This is a genomic window from Kurthia sp. ISK08 (assembly GCF_046159805.1).
GTDB lineage: Bacteria > Bacillota > Bacilli > Bacillales_A > Planococcaceae > Kurthia > Kurthia gibsonii.
In genome coordinates, this window is the sequence record NZ_JBJXHL010000004.1 from 238,163 (window position 1) to 258,216 (window position 20,054).

A 20,054-nucleotide genomic window follows, 5' to 3' on the forward strand; every position below is an offset into this window, starting at 1 on the left:
TATTAAAATACTGAACATTTTTAAACACACAGGAGGTGTACACTTTACTCTCCCCCTCATTTGGGCTAGGAGTAAAGGGATTCTTTGGAAATAGCCATACGGTTGACAGCATTCGCTGTCTTAATCGCCTGCTCTGCTTACTTTGTTGCAACGGAATTCTCCATTGTCAAAGTCAGAGCAACTCGAATTGATCAGCTAATCGCTGAAGGTAATAAAAAAGCTTTAAAAGCAAAAAAAGTTATATCTAGTTTAGATGAATATTTATCTGCATGTCAGTTAGGTATTACGATTACATCGCTTGGTTTAGGTTGGTTGGGTGAAGGTACAGTGAGCATGATTTTACGCCCTGTCTTTGATTTAATAAATCTAAATGGTAGTGTGACAACTATCGTATCCTTCATTGTGTCATTCTCAATCGTCACATTTATTCACGTTGTAGTAGGTGAGCTTGCACCGAAGACACTTGCAATCCAAAAAGCAGAAGCTGTAGCTTTAACAACAGCACCATTTTTAATTCTATTCCATAATGTGATGTATCCATTTATTAAACTATTGAATTCATCTGCAAATGGTTTAGCTGCATTATTTGGTATTCGCAATTCAAATGATTCTGAAGTTGCTATGACGGAAGAAGAACTGCGCATTATTTTATCTGACAGTTTAAAAGGTGGAGAAATTAATCAATCCGAATATAAATATGTGGATAACATCTTCAACTTTGACGATCGTATCGCTAAAGAAGTTATGGTTCCACGTACTGAAATTGTTGGGATTGAAAAAGATCTAACACTCAAAGAAGTTTTTGAAGTAATGGGTGTCGAGCAATATACACGTTACCCAATTATTGACGGCGATAAAGACCACGTCATCGGTCTTGTTAATATGAAACATCTATTAACAGCTTATATTCGAAATCCAAAAGAAAATGGAGCAAAACCTGTTACAGCATTCATGCGTCCTGTCATTCGCGTCTTTGAAACCGTTCCAATTAGTGATTTACTATTAAAAATCCAGCGTGAACGTATTCATATGGCCATTTTAATGGACGAATACGGCGGAACATCCGGTCTTGTAACAATCGAAGATATCATCGAAGAAATTGTTGGTGATATTCGAGATGAATTTGATGCAGATGAAATTGCAGAAATCCGTAAACTTGAGGATGGGCATTATATCGTAGATGCAAAAGTTTTATTAGAAGAAATTAATGACATTCTAAACATCGAAATTGAAGATGATGATATCGATACAATCGGCGGTTGGTTTATGACGCGTCATTTTGATGCGAAGAAAGGCGACCAAGTCTCTGAGCAAGGCTATGATTTTATCGTGCGCGAGTTAGAAGGTCATCACTTAATTTACTTAGAAATCATCAAACATCCTGAATTAGAAACAGAATCTGATTCAACATTACTTACACAAGAAATATAGTACGAGCGACGTTACATTGAAAAATGTAACGTCGCTTTCGTATATCTAGATTTCTTTCAAGGAGGAAACATTGTGGACCCATATGAAAAGTTACGCAAAGGAGAAAAAGGTGCATGGCTTAGTATCATCACATACATCTTTCTCAGTTTCGCAAAATTAATTGTCGGCTATGTCGGTCATTCAGAAGCTTTACAAGCCGATGGTCTAAATAATACAACTGATATTATTGCTTCTGTTGCAGTATTAATTGGTTTACGAATATCACAAAAGCCACCAGATGCTGATCATGCTTATGGGCATATGCGTGCAGAAACCATTGCCTCACTCATCGCTTCATTTATTATGGCAGTTGTTGGTCTACAAGTATTATTTAATGCAATCAAAGGCTTTTTTGCCAATGAACATGAGCCACCCTCACTTTTAACAGCGGTTGTGGCAATCATTTCGGGTGCTGTCATGTGGGGCGTATATCTTTACAATATTCGACTGGCAAAAGAAATTAATAGCTCAGCTGTTAAAGCTGCTGCTTATGATAATCGTTCCGATGCATTTGTCAGCTTTGGTGCGGCAATTGGTATTTTTGCAGCGATTATTGGTTTCCCAATCATTGACTCGATTACTGCTGCCATTGTAGCCATTATTATTTTAAAAACAGCGTATGAGATTTTTGCTGAAAGTGTGCTAACGTTAACAGACGGATTTAATCAAACAGATATTGAGACGATTCGCACTACTGTATCAAATGTTGAAGGTGTCGTTGAATTGCGTGACGTTAAAGGACGTTATCATGGAAATATGGCTTTAATTGATGTAACTGTATCCGTTAATCCTTATTTAAATGTATGGGAAAGTCATGAAATTACGGAGAAAATTGAAGAAGCGATTCTTGAAGTATTACCTAGTTCTGTAGCGCTCGTTCATATCGAGCCTGAAGAATCTTTAAAAAGAAATTGACGAATTCTGTTAAAGTTGTTATGCTAGGTCTAACTTATAAAGGGAGCAGGTGAAGTATTATGATGAATAAATATGAGATTGCGACGACTTCGCACGTATTTGGTATGCATAAAACTTTCTCCTGCCATGTAGCGCTATAATTATGTTATAGCTCTCTTTCAATGTGCGGTTAGGTTTATTGCATCCATCATGGTGCAATAAACCTTTTTTTATTACCACATTATTGGAGGAAATTACATTGACACAATTACAACAATACGGCTTTAAAGAGCCTTTTACATCTGAAGCTACAGCACTTTTAACACAAGCAGGTCACGAAAACTACTTGATTGGACGTATCACACTTGAACATAAACATAGTTATCGTATTCGCACAGAACAAGGTGAACTACTTGGAACGATTTCGGGTAAGTACGCATATAACGCATTCATGCGTAAAGACTATCCAGCAATTGGTGACTGGGTATTAGTTGAGCAAATGCCTGGTGAACAGCGTTGTTTAATTCACCAACTTTTAACACGAACTTCGACATTCTCACGCAAAATGGCTGGTGTAGAAATTGACGAACAAATCGTTGCGACGAACGTCGATCTTGTGTTCATCGTTATGAGCTTAAATCACGACTTTAATGTTCGTCGACTTGAACGCTATGTACTAGCTGCTTGGGATTCAGGTGCATCTCCCGTCATCATCTTAACGAAAAAAGATCTATGTGAAGATGTGACATCATTCATTGAACAAGCAGAACAAGTAGCAATTGGCGTACCCATCTATGCAATCAGCACATTAACAGGAGAAGGAATTGAAGAGATACAAAATCTACTTCTACCACATAAAACAGCTGCGTTAATGGGGTCTTCTGGTGTCGGGAAATCTACGCTCACGAATGCGCTTGTTGAAGAAGAGAAAATGACCGTTCAACACATTCGTGAAGATGATTCTAAAGGACGCCATACAACGACACATCGCGAACTTTTTGTTTTACCAAAAGGCGGTATTCTCATCGACACACCTGGAATGCGCGAACTTCAACTATGGTCAACAGAAGGTGCTTTAGAATCGAGTTTTTCTGATATTGAACAACTAGCTGACGCATGTCGTTTCCGAGATTGTTCACATAAAAATGAACCCGGTTGTGCCATTCAACAAGCTCTTTCAGATGGCTCATTAGAACAAGCACGCTATGCCAGCTATGTGAAGCTACAACGTGAAATTCGCTATCTTGAACAAAAGACGAATAAACAAGCACAACTAGCAGAAACACGTAAATGGAAACAAGTATCTAAACAGCTAAAAAATAAAAAGAAAAATCGTCTATAATATATAAAACCGTCTTGGACTATTTCTTTTTTAGCATTCAAAATGAAAAACTGGAACCGCACTGTGGCGCGATTCCAGTTTTTTATGTTCATATAGGATAGTGTTTTTTACACATATGCCCCAATCTGTTTATTTTTCAGTTAAACCGTATTTTACAGCGTATAGAGCTGCCTGTGTACGATCTTGTACTTCTAATTTCGCAAAAATATTTGAGATATGCGTTTTCACCGTTTTTTCTGTAACAAATAATGAAGAAGCAATCTCTTTATTGCTCTTCCCTTTCGTTAATTCCGCCAATACGTCTTTTTCACGACGCGTTAGTGGATTTTTCACATGCGGCAAATGTTGCGTTGATTCTTGGTTCTGATCGAGTTGATGCGTCACTTCAGGATGCATGCTATTTTCGCCCGCAATAATTTTACGAATCGTTAAAACGAGTTCATCTGGTTCAATATCTTTTAATTGATAACCTGCGGCTCCCGCTTCAATCGCTGGTAAAATATGATCTCGATCTGAAAAACTCGTCAACATCAAAATTTGAATATGTGGATACACTGATTTAATACGACGTGTCGCTTCAATACCGTCCATCTCTGGCATGACTAAATCCATTAATACAATATCCGGTTGATACACTGAAGCGAGTTCTACTGCTTCCTTACCATTTCGTGCTTCCCCCACTACCTCAATATCTTTTTGTGTTTTTAAAAAGAAAAGTAATCCTCTTCTTACAACATGATGATCGTCCGCAATCAATACTTTAATCATGCAATCCCCTCCTTAATAAGGTAGTCGAATTAATATTTCCGTCCCTTTTCCAATATCACTCACCCAGTCAATCGTTCCTCCAAGTGCTTCTGTACGATCACGCATACTTTGTAAACCAAGTGAAGGAAGTGCAATAGACGAATCTACTGAGAAACCACGACCATCATCTTTAATAACAAGTAAAATATCACTATGCGTTACACGAATAATGATTTGAGCTTGTTTTACACCTGCATGTTTTCGTACATTATTCAAAGCTTCTTGTGCAATCCGGAATAATGCTTCCTCAATTTTAGAAGGGAACTGTAATACACCTGATACTTTTACATCAAGTGTGATACCAAGCATTTCAGCATAACCTTTTAGTGCTTCAAGTAACCCTGTTTCTAATCCTTTAGGACGAAGTTGCCAAATGAGTGCGCGCATCTCTGTTAAAGCCTCTTGTGTAAGTGACTGAATTTCTGCAAATGTCTCTTTTACTAACGGTTCATCTGTCATTTCGATGCCTGCACGAGAAGTCAGTGTGACTGAAAAAAGTAGCTGATTAACTGAATCATGTAAGTCACGTGCTAGTCGATTTCGTTCCTGTGCAAGTGCAACGTCTTTTTCTTGTTTTGTAAGTAAAATACGCTTAATTGCTGAGCCAATTTGGAACGCAATCGACTCTAATAATGCAAGATCATCATCTGAAAAACGTACTGTATTAGGAGATGCAACATTTAATAATCCGAACTTTTCAGGTCCTGACTGTAATGGAACCGTCGCGTGATGAGTAATTGCATCATGTGCTTCATTAGAATGCTTATTCGCAAGCTCAATGCGCTGACACTCTATAATATTCGATGCCTTTTCTAATTCATTATTATGGTATTTTGATAAACACCAACAACCACCCTTACATAGATAGCGACAACCATCTTGCTCTAAATTATTCGGCAAGTTGGCTTCAGCAATCAGTTCATGACGACGACGATCTTTAATAAGAAAGATCCATCCCGTTTCAAACTTCGTGCCTTCAAGTAACTTCTCTAGTGCTAATTGAAGCATTTGTTTCATTTCAGTTTCTTCATTTAGTAATTCTGCAATTTCTTTTAATAATGCGATATTTGAATGGTCTGCTTTCGTCAAAGTACCACCCTCCGTTCTATACTACCTTCTATTGTACATGGAAATGCCCTTTTCTCCTATGCGAATCCTTTCATACTTTTGACGGGTATTATAAGAGTAAACCAACAAAAAAACTTTGAATTTGAGAGAATTCTATTTTACAATGTTTGTAAAAGCCTTTATACTCAAGTAGGAAAATAATGTAGAACTAGGAGAATTATAATGTCTAAAAAAATAGAATATAGTATGTTATTTATGTGGGTTGTATCACTTGTAGCGATGATGGGTTCTCTATTCTTCTCTGAAGTGATGAAATATGAGCCTTGTACATTTTGCTGGTACCAGCGTATTTTAATGTATCCACTCGTATTGATTATTGGAATTGCGTATATTCAGCGTAATGCACAGATTGCTGTTACTACACTTGTCTTTTCATGTATCGGTGCATTGGTAGCACTTTATCATTACGGTATGCAAAAAATACCGTTTTTACATGATAATGCAATAGCTTGTGGACGTGTACCATGTACAGGAGAATATATTAACTGGCTTGGTTTTATTACGATTCCTTTCTTGTCACTTACTGCATTTGTATTGATTTTCATCACAAGTATCTTTATCTTTAAACAAGGAAAGAAGGAGGAAATGTAATGGCAAAAAAGAAAACGAATGTCCCTAAGAAAAAAAATAATGCTGGAATTCTAATTATTATTGCTTTAATTATTGTAGCTATTTTTGCAGCTTTATTATTACTTAATAAAAGTTCAAATGATAAAAAAGAAGAAGGTTCTTCACTATACGGAGACCATAAAATTAAAACACAATCAACAATCGATCAATTAGATGATGAAAATTATCAAAATATCATCTTACCAGATGCCTTAAAAGAAAAAATTGATAGTGGTGAAGGAACTTACGCTTACTTCTTCTCACCTGAATGTGTACATTGTCAAAAAGTAACACCAGAGTTAATGCCTTTAGCAGATGAAGCAAAAGTAGATATTAACCAATATAATGTTTTAGAGTTTGAACAAGGTTGGCAAGATTATAACTTGGCAGCGACACCTACACTTGCTTATTTCAAAGACGGTAAGGAAGTTGGTCGTCTTGTCGGTGAACAACCAAAAGAAGCATTTGTGAAGTTTTTTGAGGATATGAAAAAACAATAGAATTCATTGGAGAGGAATCGCCTGTATATGCGGTTCCTTTTCTTCTGATATGCTATAAAAAGGAGTTATACATATGTTCGGAACGATTTTTAATTGTTGCATGATTTTGATTGGTAGTACTATTGGAAGCTTAATGAATAAAGGACTAAAAGAACGTTATCAAACGATTTTGCTACAAGCGATGGGATTTGCTGCTGTCGCACTTGGAATTAATGCAGTGACACAATACTTACCCAAAAGTGAAGAACCTGTTCTCTTCATTGTTAGTTTAGCGATTGGTGCAGTAATTGGTGAAAAAATCGACATTGAAGTACGTTTCAATCGATTTGTTGGACGCTTTTCAGACGGGCCACTCGCAAAAGGTCTATCTACAGCTATTCTTTTATTTTGTATTGGTACATTATCCATTCTCGGTCCTATTAATAGCGCCTTACAAGGTGACCATACATACTTAATTACAAATGGTATTTTAGACGGTGTAACGTCGCTCGTACTCGCTTCTACATTCGGTTTTGGCATCGCATTATCCGCAGTGGTACTCTTTTTATGGCAGGGCTTCTTCTATGTGATGGCTTTATTTTTAAATGACTTTATGACGGAGTCTTTATTAACTGAAATCTCGATTATCGGAGGCATTCTTATTTTTGCGACTGGTTTGAGTATTTTAGGAATTAAAAACTTAAAAAGTCTTAATATGTTACCTGCCCTTTTAATACCACCAGTTTACTTAACTTTTAAACATCTTTTCTTATAAAATGAAATGAAGGGTTACGCTCAAAAGCGTAACCCTTCATTTTTTTATTTTTTCAGATGGAATGTATCCGGATGTGAGCCGTAACGTTCATCTCGATTTAACATATCAATCGCTTGCATATCTTCAGTAGTTAGTTCGAAATCAAAGACATCCGCGTTTTGTTGAATACGTACTTCTTTTACAGACTTCGGAATGACGATTAAGTCATGTTGTAAATGCCATCGAATAATCACTTGTGCTGCTGATTTACCGTATTTTTCTCCGAGCTTCACAATTACTTCATCTTCTAATACGCGACCACGACCAAGTGGTGACCATGATGTAATGGCAATATTATGTTGTTTTGCAAAATCACGATTCTTTTGTTGAATCAAATGAGGATGTAGCTCGATTTGATTAACCATTGGTTGTACATTCGCTGTCGCTAATAACTTCTCAAGATGATGCGGTTCGTGATTTGATACACCTGTAGCGCGAATTAATTTTTCATCGTATAAGCGTTCAATCGCACGATAAGTATCTGCATATAATTCAGGAACCGGCCAATGCGTTAAATATAAATCTAAATAATCCATATCTAATTTCTTTAGACTTGTCTCAAATGCTCGTAACGTTTGATCGTATCCTTGATCGGTATTCCAAACTTTCGAGGTGATGAATAATTCCTCACGCTTCTTTTTTGAATCGCGCACAGCTTGTCCTACTTGTTCCTCGTTATCATATAAAGCAGCTGTATCAATCGCAATGTATCCTGCTTCAAGGGCATGTGACATGGCACTATATGCTTCATCTGGATTCGTCATTTTATATACACCTAAACCAAAACGTGGCATTTCAACACCATTTACTAACTTTTTCGTTGAATGTAGATTTAACAAATGCTCTCACTCCTTTTCTACAGTATACCCCTATTGTCACATTATTTCGAGAATACTTATTTTTTCAGTACACCTTGCTTTTTCACCTCTTAGCGAATATTATAGACGTTGTCAAAAAAATCGTTCGGCTTTAAGGAGTTATTATTATGTTTAAATTAAAAGAAAATGGAACGTCTGTTAGAACAGAGCTTGTTGCTGGTCTTACAACGTTTTTAACAATGGTTTATATTATTATCGTCAATCCGACAATTTTAAGTGCAGCAGGTGTACCGAGCCAACAAGTGTTCATGGCGACAATCATTGCCGCAGTATTCGGTACATTGTGGATGGCTCTAGTTGCCAATTATCCAATTGCGATTGCACCAGGTATGGGTTTAAACGCTTTCTTCACGTATTCAGTTGTTCAAGCATCAAATGGTGAATTACATTATACAACTGCTTTTGCTTCTGTATTTATCGCCGGTATTTTATTCATTATTTTATCCTTAACACCTCTTCGCTCTAAATTAATTACAGCGATTCCGAATAATTTAAAATTAGCGATTACTGCTGGTATTGGTTTATTTATTTCGTTCTTAGGATTACGTATGGCAGGTGTCGTTGTAGACGATCCAACAAACTTAATTAAATTAGGTGATTTAACAAGTCCAAGTGTGCTATTAACACTTGGTGGTCTTATTATTACAGCGATTTTCATGGTACGTCGTGTACCAGGTGCTATTTTCATTGGGATGGTCATTACCGCCATCATCGCGTTCTTTACAGGGCAATTAAAAATTGATGAACTTGTTGCAATGCCACATTTACCAGAAGGTATTATTGTTTGGAATCCGATTGATGCTTTAAAAGAAGTTATTGCACATAGTTTATACGGTGTTGTATTCTCATTCATCTTAGTAACACTATTCGATACAACAGGTACATTAGTTGGTGTAGCGCGCCAAGCTGGTTTAATGAAGGGTGAAACACTACCTCGCGCACGTAAGGCCTTACTTGGTGACTCATTCGGTACAACAATCGGAGCAATGTTTGGTACATCACCAACAACAGCTTATGTAGAATCATCTGCAGGTGTTGCGGCTGGTGGTCGAACAGGCTTAACTGCTTTAACAGTTGCCGTTCTATTTATTATTGCTTCATTCTTCTCACCTTTAGTTGCTTCGGTGTCAGGTGTTTCTGCCATTACGTCACCTGTTCTAGTCATTGTCGGAACATTGATGATTGCATCTGTTCGTCACATTGAATGGGATACATTTGATGAGGCACTTCCTGCATTTTTAGTGATGCTTATTATGCCACTCACTTCAAGTATTTCAACAGGGATTGCATTTGGATTTATTGCATATCCGATTTTAAAAATCGTCAAAGGTGAAGCAAAAAAAGTACATCCTTTACTTTATCTATTCGCTATCCTATTTATTATTCAACTTGTCTTTATCTAAAATAATAAAAAGCCAAAATCACAACACACATGCGATTTTGGCTTTTCTTATGTTCAGATGAATCAATATACCATCTTCTTATATTTAAGTATTATTTCGCTTCTTCTTTCTTCTCATCTTCATCATCATATTGTACGGGATCTTGTGTATAACCATCTCGTTTTAGCTCTTGTTCATCGCGTAGTCTTTCCATCTGTTTTCCTAATTCTACAACGTCACTGAAGTTATTCGTCATATGTCCACTCGACACATTATCTTTACCTTTTTTCATCATTACCACGCCCCTTTTTAAGCCTTTACTATGTGTACCCTTTTAAAAGACTTTTCAAACCTTTTTATGCTATGCTATTTGAAAAATGGAGGCGATTGGCTCATGCGTATTTTATGGGACTTTGATGGAACCATTATGGATACTTATCCTGCTTATACCGATATTTTATATGATATATTGAACGGACAATTTACAAAAGAAGAAATCTATCAACAACTTAAAATTTCACAATCACATGCGATGGATTATTTTCAATTAACAGATGAACAACGAAAAGAAATGATTGAAAAAAGTCGTGCGATTACGAATTACACACCATTCCCCTATGTTGAAAACGTTCTACAACAGGCTGAAGTAAATGTTATTATGACACATATGAACCGAGCTTCTGTTGAACGTATTTTACAAGAAACAGACTTAGCCAAATACTTCACAGAAATTGTCGCCGGTGATGATGGTTTTGCACGAAAGCCAGACCCTGCTGCTTATGTCTATTTACATGAACGCTATGAACTCGACTATGCGATTGGTGATCGTGAGCTCGACTTAATCCCTGCTAAAAAAGCTGGCTTTAAAACGATTATGTTCCAAAACGATTGTGACGTTGCTGATTATACCATTAATGACTATCATCATTTTTTCGATTTAATTCCTTAAATATCAAAAAGAAGAAATCGTACAATCACACGATTTCTTCTTTTTTTATTCTATAAAATTGGTTTAAAGCTTTGTTGACGTAGCGCTTCGTAAATAATAATCGCTGCTGTATTTGATAAATTTAATGAGCGTACGTGGTCGCTTTGTGGAATTTGTAGGCACATATGTTGTTTGTCTTCAATTAATTCACGTGGAATACCTGTTGTCTCTTTTCCAAACATAAAGAAGATATCTTCTTCTGTATTCGAATAATCAAACTCTGTATAATTTTTCGTCCCGAATGTTTCGATAAAATAAATTGTCGCCTGTTGATGTTTTTCGAAAAATTCTTCTACATTATCGTAATATGTGATATTGACACTTGACCAATAATCCAGTCCTGCTCTTTTCAACATCTTATCATCTGTTGAAAAACCTAATGGACGAATTAAATGTAGGTGTGTATTAGTTCCAGCACATGTTCTTGCAATGTTACCTGTATTTGCTGGGATTTCGGGTTGATATAGGACGATGTGTAACGTCATCTAAGGGCACTTCCTTCTATTTTGTAATAAATGATAGTCCTTTTTCTATTTCCTCAAGTACTTCTTCATCTTGTTCCTTTTGTAGCGCTTGTTCTAATATTGCTTTTGACGCTGGCGCATCAATTTTCCCAATCGCATAGGCTGCTGCACCGCGAATAACAGGTCGTGTATCTTTTTGTAGCACTTCTGTTAGTGTCGGAATGGCTGATTCTTCTTTAAAATGTGCAAGTGCATAAATCGCATTTCGCTGCAATGGTTTCTTCCCTCGCCAAGAACCTGAAACATGACCAAAATCTTGTTTAAACTGTTTATTGGACATGGTTAGTAGTGGTTCAAGTAACGGTTTTGCAATTTCAGGATCTGGGAAGAACTCTTCATGAATTAAATTATGCTTACGCTTATTTTTCGGACAAACAGTTTGGCATGTATCACAGCCATAAATACGATTCCCTAAATGTGTTCGAAACTCATCTGGTAATGTATCTTTTGTTTGTGTTAAAAAAGCAATACAGCGCTGAGCGTTTAGTTGTCCTGCTTGTACAATCGCACCTGTTGGGCAAACATCTATACACAGGCGACAATCTAAGCATTCATCTTCTATTGGCTCATCCGCTATAAACGGAATATCTGTAATAATCTCTCCTAAATAAACATAAGAACCGAACTCTGGCGTAATAATATTCGTATTTTTACCACTCCAACCAATTCCCGCTCTTTCTGCAACAGCTCGGTCGGATAACTCCCCTGTATCGACCATCGACTTCGTTCGTGCATGTGGATGATGTGTATGAATAAATTCTTCAAGTAACGCTAATTTCTCACGTAAGACGGTATGATAATCGACACCCCAAGAAGCACGACAAAAAATACCACGTCTCGCACCTTTCTTCCCTTGTGGTGCATTCAACATCTTAGACGGATAAGCTAATGCAATCGCAATGATACTTTTTGCGTCTTCTAATAACAAGGTAGGCTCCGTACGTAAAGTGACATCAGATTCTTCAAATCCAGACTGATAGTTTAACTGTTGTTGCTGAATAAGACGTGCTTTTAAATCAATAAACGGTGTAGCAGATGCGAAACCAATTTTATCGATTCCAATGGACTGAGCATATTCTCTAACTTGTTGTTGAAACGATAAAACGTTCATTTGGTTTCATTCCTTTCTATATGATACAATTGGCAAAAATGAACAGATAGGTGATGTTTTATGCACATTCAACTAAATGAACAATTAACCAATCAAATAACAGATTTTAAAATCGGCACTGTCCATTATACCAAAATTATCGTGGAAGAATCGCCCCAAATGATTAAAGGACGTACACAATTATATCAAGAGAATCTATTTTTAGATTTACAAGATACACCTGTCGCAGAACATAAAGCCATTCAAGAATGGCGACACATTTTTAAAACACTCGGTGCTGATCCAAGTCGCTACCGTCCATCTGCTGAAGCATTACTACGTCGCATTGCAAAACAACAATATTTACAACCCTTCCACTCTGCTGTCGACTTAAATAACTTCTTTTCACTACAATATGAGATTCCTGTAGGGATTTATGATACGCATGCTTTACAAGGTGCTATCGAAATGACTGTAGGAACAGAGAATAGTATGTATGAAGGATTAAATGGTCGTGATGTCAAGTTAGCTGGAATACCTGTAAGCTGTGATGAACAAGGTCCATTCGGTAGTCCTTATGTCGATAGTAAGCGTAGTGCAGTTACTGAAGCCACAACAGATGCACTTCAAATTTTCTATCTTCCACCATCACTTTCTCATGAGTCATGCGAGCAGTTACTCGCTTCTGCTTCTAAGATGTTTACACAAATCCACGGGGGCGATGCAACATATGCCATTTTGAATAAAGAACAATTACAGACGACTATTTAAAAAAGTTCGGGCACGATGTGTGTCCGAACTTTTTCTTTATTCTACACCTGGTAAAAAGGCTAGTACTTTTTCATCTGCATCTAAAATAACATCTACACCTAGGGGAATACCGACATTTAAATCCTCATGCCCAAATTTAAAACCACTCACAACAGGCTTATTGAAGTCTTTAAAATAACTTGTAAATAGTGCATCTAACGACGGTGAATCTGTATAATCACGTGGTTCTGCGTGTGTAAAGCTACCGATGACTACACCCGCACAATGTTCGAACTTTCGTGCCATGCGTAATTGATTCAGCTTCGCATCAATCTGTGCTGGCTCTAATCCAATATCTTCGATGAGTAACACTTTATTTGCTGTATCCACTTCAAATTTTGTTCCGAGTGATTCACACAGTAATGTTAGATTACCGCCAACAATCGGCGCACGTACACGCCCTTTTGCGATTGTTTGAAGTGGTGAAATACGTTCATCATAGTAAATCTCTGCTGGATTAAATAACTGCTCAAACATTAAATACGTACGTTCTGGGATATCCTCTCTACCTAAAGAGGAAAGTGTTGGGCCATGGAATGTTACCAAGTTACTCAACTCACCAATCGCTGTGTGTAAAAATGTAATATCTGAAAAACCCCAGAAGATTTTTGGATTTTCTTCAAATAGCATATAATCTAATTGATCTGCAATACGCGCAGAACCATATCCACCACTTGCACAGAAAATAGCACGAATAGACGGATCTTCTACCATACGCTGTAAGTCACGTACACGTAATTCATCACTACCAGCTAAATAATGTTCTTTCGCTGTAACACTCTCACCCATTACATATTGAAGCCCTAACCCTTCAATAAAATCGAGTGCTTTTGTTAATTGCTGTTGATTCGGCGGACTAGCAGGAGCGACAATCCCTACTGTGTCACCTTTTTGTAAACGCATCGGTCTTTGTTTCATATGCCAAGCTCCTTTTTTTATACTCTCCTCTATTATAGAGTGATTTGAATCATAAGTGTACACACTTCAATCACTAAACCGCAAATGACACCTATACAAATCGCTTTTTTCTTCATCTGAACCTCCGAATTTTTTTCTTTCATTATAAAAATCGAATATGTCAAACAGATGTCTGTTATAATAAGAACAAAGATTCGTTTTTTTGAAAGGGAGATGACAATGGAGAAAACACGTTGTGCATGGGCAAATGTTTCCGAGCTTGATCAACAGTATCATGATGAAGAATGGGGTGTACCGATTACTAAAGATTCGGATTGGTTTGAAACACTTATTTTAGAAAGTATGCAAGCGGGCTTAAGTTGGGCAACCATTTTAAAAAAGCGTGAAACGATGCGCGAAGCATTCGATTATTTTGATTATGAAAAAATTGCACAATATGATGAAGCTAAAATTGAGCGCTTACTACAAAACGAAGGAATTATTCGTCATCGTGGTAAATTAACAGCAATGGTTCATAATGCTACCTTATTCATGGATATTCAAAAAGAATTCGGAAGCTTTAACGAATTCATTTGGACTTACACAGGGGGTACACCAATTCAAAATCACTTCACACAATTATCTGAAGTGCCTGCGACTACAGAACTTTCCACACGCATTAGTAAAGATTTAAAAAAACGTGGTTTTAAATTTTTAGGTCCGACAACGGTTTATGCTTTTATGCAAGCAAGCGGCCTTGTAAACGATCATGTAACAACTTGTTTTTGCTATAAAAAAGATCTGCATGGTGCTTAAAAGCATGCAGACCTTTTTTTATTTAATACGCATCAACAAAGTCAGAGAAGAATCCATGAACACCCATTTGTTTATGTCTTTTCATCGTACCTCGGTCATTCACTGTATACGTATAAGAAACAATTTTTTTCTTTTTCAATGTTTGTACTAAAGGGGTATTTACAAATGTTTTATCAATACTCACTGCCCGAATACCGCGTTCATCACAAAATTCGGCTAATGATTGATTTGTATAACTTTCACGCCCAATCACATAGAGTACATCTTTAAAACCATAGTTTTTTAATAGTTGATAGTCTTGTTTGTAGAACATTTGAGGAATAAGACGATTTTTATCACGTGGCTTTAAGTTTTTAGTATAGACATTAATTTTTTTATATAGTGTTTGTACTGCTTGAGGTGACTTTGTTTTACCATCTAAAATAATATAAACATCATCATATTTCTTCAACAATTTAATAACTTGTTGAAAATCGATTGGTTTATATTTGTCTTTATAAAGTCGATTCTTAAAAGTTTCATATGTTTGGTCTTTTGTATCTTTCCAATCATGTCGCGCTACTACTTTTCCATCACTTGTCATATTAATATCTAATTCAATGAGACGATGACCTTTCTCATAACTATTTTGAAAAGCCTCAAGTGAATTTGTATATTTATCTCCTTCTATTCCACCACCTGCATGTGCAATGATGGTGTTTTCAGTCCACTCATAAGACTGGGCAAATGTCATATAGCTCGTAATGACAGCGATTAAAAAAAGTGCAGGAACAAAGACTCCAATAAAACGTTTCATTGTACCCTCCTTTTTCTAAGACATCATATCTATCATACTATATGTAAACAGAAATAGAAAAAATTTTTAAATAAGAAAATAGATTAACTAAAAGTATTTCATATACCTTTTAAAATTCAAAGAGGTTGTGACAAATAGTTCATTTCCTCTTTTAGAGTTCGCAACGAAAAAATGGAACCGTGTCACAGCACGATTCCGTTTTTTTCTTATACTTCATCATCATATTCATATAATTTTACTTATTGTTACCTTCACTAACTACCTCAAAAGCAATCGCTTCTTTTGGTTTAATCATATATAAGACAAATCCAATGAGACACCATACACCTAAAATTAGCCATTCCATAGGCCATACAAGTGCTGAAGGCATGCCTGGTAAATAGAATGTAATGAATAAAATACTCAATGCAATCGCTGCCACTCCTGTAAACTTCCAATATTTAATGCGATATGGACGATGTAATTCTGGTTCTACTTTTCGTAACTTCATAAACGCAAAAGATACTAATAAGTAACCTACGATAATACCCACTCCACCAGCATCTACAATCCATACAAGTGCCGGTCGACCTAAGAAAGGCGCAACTGCTGCTAAAATACCCAAGAAGATAATCGCATTTGTCGGTGTTTTGTATTTCGGGTGCATATAGGCAAACCATTTTGGAATCATATGATGTTCTGCCATCGCATATAAAATACGACTCCCTCCGATAATGAAGGCATTCCAACTTGTAATAATTCCTGCAATACCACCAATCACTAGGACATATCCCCAAACAGGACTACCAAATAGTGCAACCATTGCGTCTGCTGTTGCTAATTGACTTGTTAAAAGTTGTTCGTCTGGTAGTGCTGCTGCTACCCCAAAGACAACGAATAAGTAGAAACATACCGCACTGACAATTGATACAATAATAATACGACCAATTGTTTTACCAGGTGCTTTAATTTCTGCTGCTACTTGTGGAATAACATCAAACCCTACAAATAAGAATGGAATCATAACAAGTACAGATAGTGTACCTCCGAATCCATCTGTAAACATCGGATCTAAATTTTTCATATCACCATTCGCAAAAGCCCCATATACCATAAGAGCTGCTACTAATACAATCGCAACTGTAAAAACATTTTGGAAAATAGCTGCTGGTTTAATTCCAAAGAAGTTTAGTGCTGTTAGTGCGACTGCACCTACAGAACCGATTAAAGCCCATGTAAGATACACTTCCCAACCACCTAATGTCCAAAGACTTACTTTATGTTCAACAGGCATTACGTAATCAATAACCGTTGGTAATGCGACTGCTTCAAATGTTACAACAGATACATAACCAAAAAGTACACCCCATGCTGCTACAAATGCGCTCTTTTTACCAAAAGCACGCTGGACGAATACTAATCCGCCACCTGTTTTGGGAATCGCTGCTGAAAGCTCCGCATACGTTAAACCGATAAAGATTACAAGTAATCCTCCTAATATGAATGCAATAATCGTTCCTAAAAAGCCTGCCCCTGTAATCCATTCCCCTGATAAAACAACCCATCCCCAACCAAGCATAGCGCCTAGTGATAGAAAAAGTACATCGACCTTTGACATCGACTTTGTAAATTCTTTATTATTCTGATTGCCCATGTTAATTTCTCCCTTCATGCTGTAGACTCTCGTTGCTTTCAAGCTTAAAAGCATGCTACACATTTTCAAAAAAAGCTAATACAACCCCATATATTCTGTATTAACTTATATAAATTCCCCTTTATTCCTTTCTTTATAGTGCTTACATAGATTATGAAGAATACCACTTTAAAATAAAAGAACCATCTTTTTCTTTTTTTTGGAACCAGTTCATTAGCACAGTATTTACTTATATTTAAAAGACAGATACATACATTTTCATAATTTTTACAATTCAACTAGAACACATAAACAGAACAAAAAAAATCGACCTAATCAGTCGATTTTAATTTTTCACAATATGAAATTAAAAATTCCGCAAAATCAATTACTTGATTCATTGTTTCTACAGAAACTACTACTAACTCATTTTTCCTTATACGGATGGCTAGTTGAATAATTGGGTGCCATTGTTTCGGTAAATGCTGTAATCCATATATACCAGCATCATATTTTGAAGTCACCCCCACCTCCTTTAACGTATAAAATTGACGAAGTAACCCTAATACAATCCATTCAATTTCTTCTTTTATCTCTTCATCAGAAATAGATAAATCTAATTGAACTTCTCGCTTCAACCTCTCGATATAAGGTTTCCAATACTGTTGCATATTCTGAAATACATAGTCTCGAAGTTGAGAACCTGTAGTCGTTGGAAAAGGAGGATCTTGATAATTTTGATGTAAAGTCCACCAAGTAACCGGATTAAAGTTAAAGTAATCACCATAACTTAGTGTTCCTTCATTATAGTAAAAATAAGTATTTAAAAATGGGGATTGGGATGATAAATCTGCTTTAGCTATATATACACAATCCATTGGTATGTTTTCTTGTTGTTCAAATTGCAAATGAAGTTGATTCAATATTTCTTTCTGGTCTAATGTTAGTTCTGGATTCGTTACAATAATACAATCGATATCACTTTTGTTTGATTCATATGTGTTTAAGCCAATAGAGCCATGTATAAAGAGCTCTAACTGATAATCAGGTAATAACTTATGGCTTAACGACATATAAGTATCTACAGCCTTCTTGACCGTTTCAGGAATAAACAATAGATTACCACCTTTCCAATTGAATTAACTTTAGTGTAAAAGAATAATAAAAAAAGACCACTAGAATCTAGTAGTCTTATATAGATACCGGTGGTCGGGGTCGAACCGACACTCCAAAAGGAACACGATTTTGAGTCGTGCGCGTCTGCCAATTCCGCCACACCGGCATAATAGTATGTAAAGTTTTAGAAATAAAAAAAAATGGAGGCGGCAACCGGATTTGAACCGGTGATAAAGGTGTTGCAGACCTGTGCCTTACCACTTGGCTATGCCGCCATCTCATTATGAAATAAATTATGGAGCGGAAGACGAGGTTCGAACTCGCGACCCCCACCTTGGCAAGGTGGTGTTCTACCACTGAACTACTTCCGCAAAAATGGCTGGGGTACCTGGATTCGAACCAGGGCATGACGGAATCAAAATCCGTTGCCTTACCGCTTGGCTATACCCCAATAATGGGGCGACTGATGGGAATCGAACCCACGAGTGCCGGAACCACAATCCGGTGTGTTAACCACTTCACCACAGTCGCCATATTTGGATGTTTCTATATAAAAAAATGGGGCGACTGATGGGGATCGAACCCACGAATGCCGGAACCACAATCCGGTGTGTTAACCACTTCACCACAATCGCCATATTTATATTTTTGAAACTTTTATTTTATATTGGCAGGGGCAGTAGGAATCGAACCCACACCAAAGGTTTTGGAGACCTCTATTCTACCGTTGAACTATGCCCCTAAATAAAAAAATTAAAATAAATGGTGGAGGGGGGCAGATTCGAACTGCCGAACCCGAAGGAGCGGATTTACAGTCCGCCGCGTTTAGCCACTTCGCTACCCCTCCAGAGAGATATGCCGGCGAAAGGAGTCGAACCCTCGACCTACTGATTACAAGTCAGTTGCTCTACCAACTGAGCTACACCGGCAAATGGTGGGTTTGGACGGAATCGAACCGCCGACACTTAGAGCTTCAATCTAATGCTCTACCAACTGAGCTACAAACCCACATGCTTATTTATTTTAAAATGGCGGTCCGGACGGGACTCGAACCCGCGACCTCCTGCGTGACAGGCAGGCATTCTAACCAGCTGAACTACCGGACCATTTTTTAATTGGTTGCGGGGACAGGATTTGAACCTGCGACCTTCGGGTTATGAGCCCGACGAGCTACCGAACTGCTCCACCCCGCGATAATATTATATAAGAATTAATGGTGGAGGATGACGGGATCGAACCGCCGACCCCCTGCTTGTAAGGCAGGTGCTCTCCCAGCTGAGCTAATCCTCCATTTTATAAGTGGTGACCCCTACGGGATTCGAACCCGTGTTACCGCCGTGAAAGGGCGGTGTCTTAACCGCTTGACCAAGGGGCCACTGTATATTTCCGTTCATTGTGAGCGATCATGGCGGAGAGTAAGGGATTTGAACCCTTGAGACAGATGTTATCCGCCTACACGATTTCCAATCGTGCTCCTTCGGCCGCTCGGACAACTCTCCGAGAAAAAATGGCTCCGCTGACAGGACTCGAACCTGTGACCCTCTGATTAACAGTCAGATGCTACTACCAACTGAGCTACAGCGGAATGATATGATTTTTTTA

General features: G+C 37.3%; 20 protein-coding genes and 16 tRNA genes. 10 read left to right on the forward strand and 26 right to left on the reverse strand.

Annotated elements, in window-relative coordinates; all coding sequences use genetic code 11:
- Window positions 1-84: 84 nt before the first annotated feature.
- From ACKVQX_RS09895 to rsgA, 3 genes are all read left to right on the forward strand, one after another.
- Window positions 85-1,431: a hemolysin family protein gene (locus tag ACKVQX_RS09895; RefSeq protein ID WP_231726975.1), complete on the forward strand. Its 1,347-nt coding sequence runs from the start codon at window positions 85-87 to the stop codon at window positions 1,429-1,431.
- Between the two features lie 72 nt (window positions 1,432-1,503).
- Window positions 1,504-2,385 (forward strand): cation diffusion facilitator family transporter, encoded by an 882-nt coding sequence (locus ACKVQX_RS09900; protein WP_068451006.1) that lies wholly within the window; start codon window positions 1,504-1,506, stop codon window positions 2,383-2,385.
- Window positions 2,386-2,623: 238 nt separating this feature from the next.
- Window positions 2,624-3,706 carry a ribosome small subunit-dependent GTPase A gene (gene rsgA / locus ACKVQX_RS09905; protein WP_068451004.1) on the forward strand — a complete coding sequence of 361 codons (1,083 nt, stop codon included), beginning with the start codon at window positions 2,624-2,626 and terminating at the stop codon, window positions 3,704-3,706.
- Window positions 3,707-3,835: 129 nt separating this feature from the next.
- On the opposite strand, the gene ACKVQX_RS09910 is transcribed toward rsgA, so the two are convergent.
- Window positions 3,836-4,474, reverse strand: a complete 639-nt coding sequence (locus tag ACKVQX_RS09910; RefSeq protein WP_068451001.1) for a response regulator transcription factor — start codon at window positions 4,472-4,474, stop codon at window positions 3,836-3,838.
- Window positions 4,475-4,486: 12 nt separating this feature from the next.
- Window positions 4,487-5,602 carry a GAF domain-containing sensor histidine kinase gene (locus ACKVQX_RS09915; RefSeq protein WP_121177025.1) on the reverse strand — a complete coding sequence of 372 codons (1,116 nt, stop codon included), beginning with the start codon at window positions 5,600-5,602 and terminating at the stop codon, window positions 4,487-4,489.
- A 201-nt stretch (window positions 5,603-5,803) separates the two neighbouring features.
- Between ACKVQX_RS09915 and ACKVQX_RS09920 the strand changes: the two genes are divergently transcribed.
- From ACKVQX_RS09920 to ACKVQX_RS09930, 3 genes are all read left to right on the forward strand, one after another.
- Window positions 5,804-6,232: a disulfide oxidoreductase gene (locus tag ACKVQX_RS09920; RefSeq protein ID WP_409136270.1), complete on the forward strand. Its 429-nt coding sequence runs from the start codon at window positions 5,804-5,806 to the stop codon at window positions 6,230-6,232.
- Window positions 6,232-6,750, forward strand: coding sequence for a co-chaperone YbbN (locus tag ACKVQX_RS09925; RefSeq protein ID WP_068450992.1), 519 nt, complete (start codon window positions 6,232-6,234; stop codon window positions 6,748-6,750). Before ACKVQX_RS09920 ends, ACKVQX_RS09925 begins: the two co-directional genes overlap by 1 nt.
- Window positions 6,751-6,823: 73 nt before the next feature.
- Window positions 6,824-7,504 carry a DUF554 domain-containing protein gene (locus tag ACKVQX_RS09930; protein ID WP_068450989.1) on the forward strand — a complete coding sequence of 227 codons (681 nt, stop codon included), beginning with the start codon at window positions 6,824-6,826 and terminating at the stop codon, window positions 7,502-7,504.
- Window positions 7,505-7,548: 44 nt separating this feature from the next.
- Here ACKVQX_RS09930 and ACKVQX_RS09935 read toward each other — a convergent pair whose 3' ends face one another.
- On the reverse strand, window positions 7,549-8,337 hold the full coding sequence (locus tag ACKVQX_RS09935; protein ID WP_368634384.1) for an aldo/keto reductase: 789 nt from the start codon (window positions 8,335-8,337) through the stop codon (window positions 7,549-7,551).
- 191 nt (window positions 8,338-8,528) lie between these two features.
- On the opposite strand from ACKVQX_RS09935, the gene ACKVQX_RS09940 reads away from it, so the two are divergent.
- A complete protein-coding gene (locus ACKVQX_RS09940; RefSeq protein WP_068450987.1) occupies window positions 8,529-9,824 on the forward strand; it encodes an NCS2 family permease in 1,296 nt (431 codons plus the stop codon).
- Between the two features lie 91 nt (window positions 9,825-9,915).
- Here the strand turns inward: ACKVQX_RS09940 and ACKVQX_RS09945 are convergent, their stop codons facing one another.
- Window positions 9,916-10,095: a hypothetical protein gene (locus ACKVQX_RS09945; RefSeq protein ID WP_409136271.1), complete on the reverse strand. Its 180-nt coding sequence runs from the start codon at window positions 10,093-10,095 to the stop codon at window positions 9,916-9,918.
- Between the two features lie 102 nt (window positions 10,096-10,197).
- Here ACKVQX_RS09945 and ACKVQX_RS09950 point away from each other — a divergent pair, with 102 nt between their 5' ends.
- Window positions 10,198-10,752 (forward strand): HAD-IA family hydrolase, encoded by a 555-nt coding sequence (locus ACKVQX_RS09950; RefSeq protein ID WP_068450981.1) that lies wholly within the window; start codon window positions 10,198-10,200, stop codon window positions 10,750-10,752.
- A gap of 50 nt (window positions 10,753-10,802) precedes the next feature.
- On the opposite strand, the gene trmL is transcribed toward ACKVQX_RS09950, so the two are convergent.
- On the reverse strand, window positions 10,803-11,276 hold the full coding sequence (trmL, locus tag ACKVQX_RS09955; protein ID WP_068450979.1) for a tRNA (uridine(34)/cytosine(34)/5-carboxymethylaminomethyluridine(34)-2'-O)-methyltransferase TrmL: 474 nt from the start codon (window positions 11,274-11,276) through the stop codon (window positions 10,803-10,805).
- A gap of 16 nt (window positions 11,277-11,292) precedes the next feature.
- Complete coding sequence (gene queG, locus ACKVQX_RS09960; protein WP_087679928.1) at window positions 11,293-12,426, reverse strand: tRNA epoxyqueuosine(34) reductase QueG; 1,134 nt, start codon at window positions 12,424-12,426, stop codon at window positions 11,293-11,295.
- Window positions 12,427-12,486: 60 nt separating this feature from the next.
- Between queG and ACKVQX_RS09965 the strand changes: the two genes are divergently transcribed.
- Window positions 12,487-13,176 (forward strand): B3/4 domain-containing protein, encoded by a 690-nt coding sequence (locus ACKVQX_RS09965; protein WP_068450976.1) that lies wholly within the window; start codon window positions 12,487-12,489, stop codon window positions 13,174-13,176.
- A 36-nt stretch (window positions 13,177-13,212) separates the two neighbouring features.
- Here the strand turns inward: ACKVQX_RS09965 and ACKVQX_RS09970 are convergent, their stop codons facing one another.
- A complete protein-coding gene (locus ACKVQX_RS09970) occupies window positions 13,213-14,133 on the reverse strand; it encodes an LD-carboxypeptidase (protein WP_087679926.1) in 921 nt (306 codons plus the stop codon).
- Window positions 14,134-14,352: 219 nt separating this feature from the next.
- On the opposite strand from ACKVQX_RS09970, the gene ACKVQX_RS09975 reads away from it, so the two are divergent.
- Window positions 14,353-14,928 (forward strand): DNA-3-methyladenine glycosylase I, encoded by a 576-nt coding sequence (locus tag ACKVQX_RS09975; RefSeq protein ID WP_087679925.1) that lies wholly within the window; start codon window positions 14,353-14,355, stop codon window positions 14,926-14,928.
- A 22-nt stretch (window positions 14,929-14,950) separates the two neighbouring features.
- On the opposite strand, the gene ACKVQX_RS09980 is transcribed toward ACKVQX_RS09975, so the two are convergent.
- The 19 genes from ACKVQX_RS09980 to ACKVQX_RS10070 form a co-directional block, all read right to left on the reverse strand.
- The gene (locus ACKVQX_RS09980; protein WP_068450969.1) at window positions 14,951-15,724 is read right to left on the reverse strand and encodes a glycerophosphodiester phosphodiesterase family protein; all 774 of its coding nucleotides are present in this window, start codon (window positions 15,722-15,724) and stop codon (window positions 14,951-14,953) included.
- 235 nt (window positions 15,725-15,959) lie between these two features.
- Entirely contained in the window at window positions 15,960-17,357 is a 1,398-nt protein-coding gene (locus ACKVQX_RS09985) for an APC family permease (RefSeq protein WP_068450966.1), read from the reverse strand.
- A 311-nt stretch (window positions 17,358-17,668) separates the two neighbouring features.
- A complete protein-coding gene (locus ACKVQX_RS09990; protein ID WP_068450963.1) occupies window positions 17,669-18,451 on the reverse strand; it encodes an aminoglycoside adenylyltransferase domain-containing protein in 783 nt (260 codons plus the stop codon).
- Between the two features lie 85 nt (window positions 18,452-18,536).
- A tRNA-Leu gene (locus ACKVQX_RS09995) sits at window positions 18,537-18,618 on the reverse strand.
- A 35-nt stretch (window positions 18,619-18,653) separates the two neighbouring features.
- Window positions 18,654-18,727: transfer RNA gene (locus tag ACKVQX_RS10000), tRNA-Cys, on the reverse strand.
- 21 nt (window positions 18,728-18,748) lie between these two features.
- Window positions 18,749-18,823 (reverse strand) — tRNA-Gly (locus ACKVQX_RS10005).
- A 5-nt stretch (window positions 18,824-18,828) separates the two neighbouring features.
- A tRNA-Gln gene (locus tag ACKVQX_RS10010) sits at window positions 18,829-18,903 on the reverse strand.
- Window positions 18,904-18,907: 4 nt separating this feature from the next.
- Window positions 18,908-18,983, reverse strand: a tRNA-His gene (locus tag ACKVQX_RS10015).
- A 28-nt stretch (window positions 18,984-19,011) separates the two neighbouring features.
- Window positions 19,012-19,087 (reverse strand) — tRNA-His (locus tag ACKVQX_RS10020).
- A gap of 33 nt (window positions 19,088-19,120) precedes the next feature.
- Window positions 19,121-19,194: transfer RNA gene (locus tag ACKVQX_RS10025), tRNA-Trp, on the reverse strand.
- A gap of 21 nt (window positions 19,195-19,215) precedes the next feature.
- Window positions 19,216-19,299, reverse strand: a tRNA-Tyr gene (locus tag ACKVQX_RS10030).
- 9 nt (window positions 19,300-19,308) lie between these two features.
- Window positions 19,309-19,381 (reverse strand) — tRNA-Thr (locus ACKVQX_RS10035).
- A 3-nt stretch (window positions 19,382-19,384) separates the two neighbouring features.
- A tRNA-Phe gene (locus ACKVQX_RS10040) sits at window positions 19,385-19,460 on the reverse strand.
- Between the two features lie 21 nt (window positions 19,461-19,481).
- Window positions 19,482-19,558, reverse strand: a tRNA-Asp gene (locus tag ACKVQX_RS10045).
- Window positions 19,559-19,568: 10 nt separating this feature from the next.
- Window positions 19,569-19,645: transfer RNA gene (locus ACKVQX_RS10050), tRNA-Met, on the reverse strand.
- A gap of 21 nt (window positions 19,646-19,666) precedes the next feature.
- Window positions 19,667-19,742 (reverse strand) — tRNA-Val (locus ACKVQX_RS10055).
- 10 nt (window positions 19,743-19,752) lie between these two features.
- Window positions 19,753-19,827: transfer RNA gene (locus ACKVQX_RS10060), tRNA-Glu, on the reverse strand.
- Window positions 19,828-19,858: 31 nt separating this feature from the next.
- Window positions 19,859-19,951 (reverse strand) — tRNA-Ser (locus tag ACKVQX_RS10065).
- 9 nt (window positions 19,952-19,960) lie between these two features.
- Window positions 19,961-20,037 (reverse strand) — tRNA-Asn (locus tag ACKVQX_RS10070).
- Between the last annotated feature and the right edge of the window lie 17 nt (window positions 20,038-20,054).

What these genes read in the sequence shown, in the direction of transcription:
- ACKVQX_RS09910 (WP_068451001.1), bottom strand. Translation starts at nt 4,474, where the DNA reads ATGATTAAAGTATTGATTGCGGACGATCATCATGTTGTAAGAAGAGGA.
- ACKVQX_RS09920 (WP_409136270.1), top strand. Translation starts at nt 5,804, where the DNA reads ATGTCTAAAAAAATAGAATATAGTATGTTATTTATGTGGGTTGTATCA.
- ACKVQX_RS09925 (WP_068450992.1), top strand. Translation starts at nt 6,232, where the DNA reads ATGGCAAAAAAGAAAACGAATGTCCCTAAGAAAAAAAATAATGCTGGA.
- ACKVQX_RS09930 (WP_068450989.1), top strand. Translation starts at nt 6,824, where the DNA reads ATGTTCGGAACGATTTTTAATTGTTGCATGATTTTGATTGGTAGTACT.
- ACKVQX_RS09935 (WP_368634384.1), bottom strand. Translation starts at nt 8,337, where the DNA reads ATGCCACGTTTTGGTTTAGGTGTATATAAAATGACGAATCCAGATGAA.
- ACKVQX_RS09940 (WP_068450987.1), top strand. Translation starts at nt 8,529, where the DNA reads ATGTTTAAATTAAAAGAAAATGGAACGTCTGTTAGAACAGAGCTTGTT.
- ACKVQX_RS09945 (WP_409136271.1), bottom strand. Translation starts at nt 10,095, where the DNA reads ATGAAAAAAGGTAAAGATAATGTGTCGAGTGGACATATGACGAATAAC.
- ACKVQX_RS09950 (WP_068450981.1), top strand. Translation starts at nt 10,198, where the DNA reads ATGCGTATTTTATGGGACTTTGATGGAACCATTATGGATACTTATCCT.
- trmL (WP_068450979.1), bottom strand. Translation starts at nt 11,276, where the DNA reads ATGACGTTACACATCGTCCTATATCAACCCGAAATCCCAGCAAATACA.
- queG (WP_087679928.1), bottom strand. Translation starts at nt 12,426, where the DNA reads ATGAACGTTTTATCGTTTCAACAACAAGTTAGAGAATATGCTCAGTCC.
- ACKVQX_RS09965 (WP_068450976.1), top strand. Translation starts at nt 12,487, where the DNA reads ATGCACATTCAACTAAATGAACAATTAACCAATCAAATAACAGATTTT.
- ACKVQX_RS09970 (WP_087679926.1), bottom strand. Translation starts at nt 14,133, where the DNA reads ATGAAACAAAGACCGATGCGTTTACAAAAAGGTGACACAGTAGGGATT.
- ACKVQX_RS09975 (WP_087679925.1), top strand. Translation starts at nt 14,353, where the DNA reads ATGGAGAAAACACGTTGTGCATGGGCAAATGTTTCCGAGCTTGATCAA.
- ACKVQX_RS09980 (WP_068450969.1), bottom strand. Translation starts at nt 15,724, where the DNA reads ATGAAACGTTTTATTGGAGTCTTTGTTCCTGCACTTTTTTTAATCGCT.
- ACKVQX_RS09985 (WP_068450966.1), bottom strand. Translation starts at nt 17,357, where the DNA reads ATGGGCAATCAGAATAATAAAGAATTTACAAAGTCGATGTCAAAGGTC.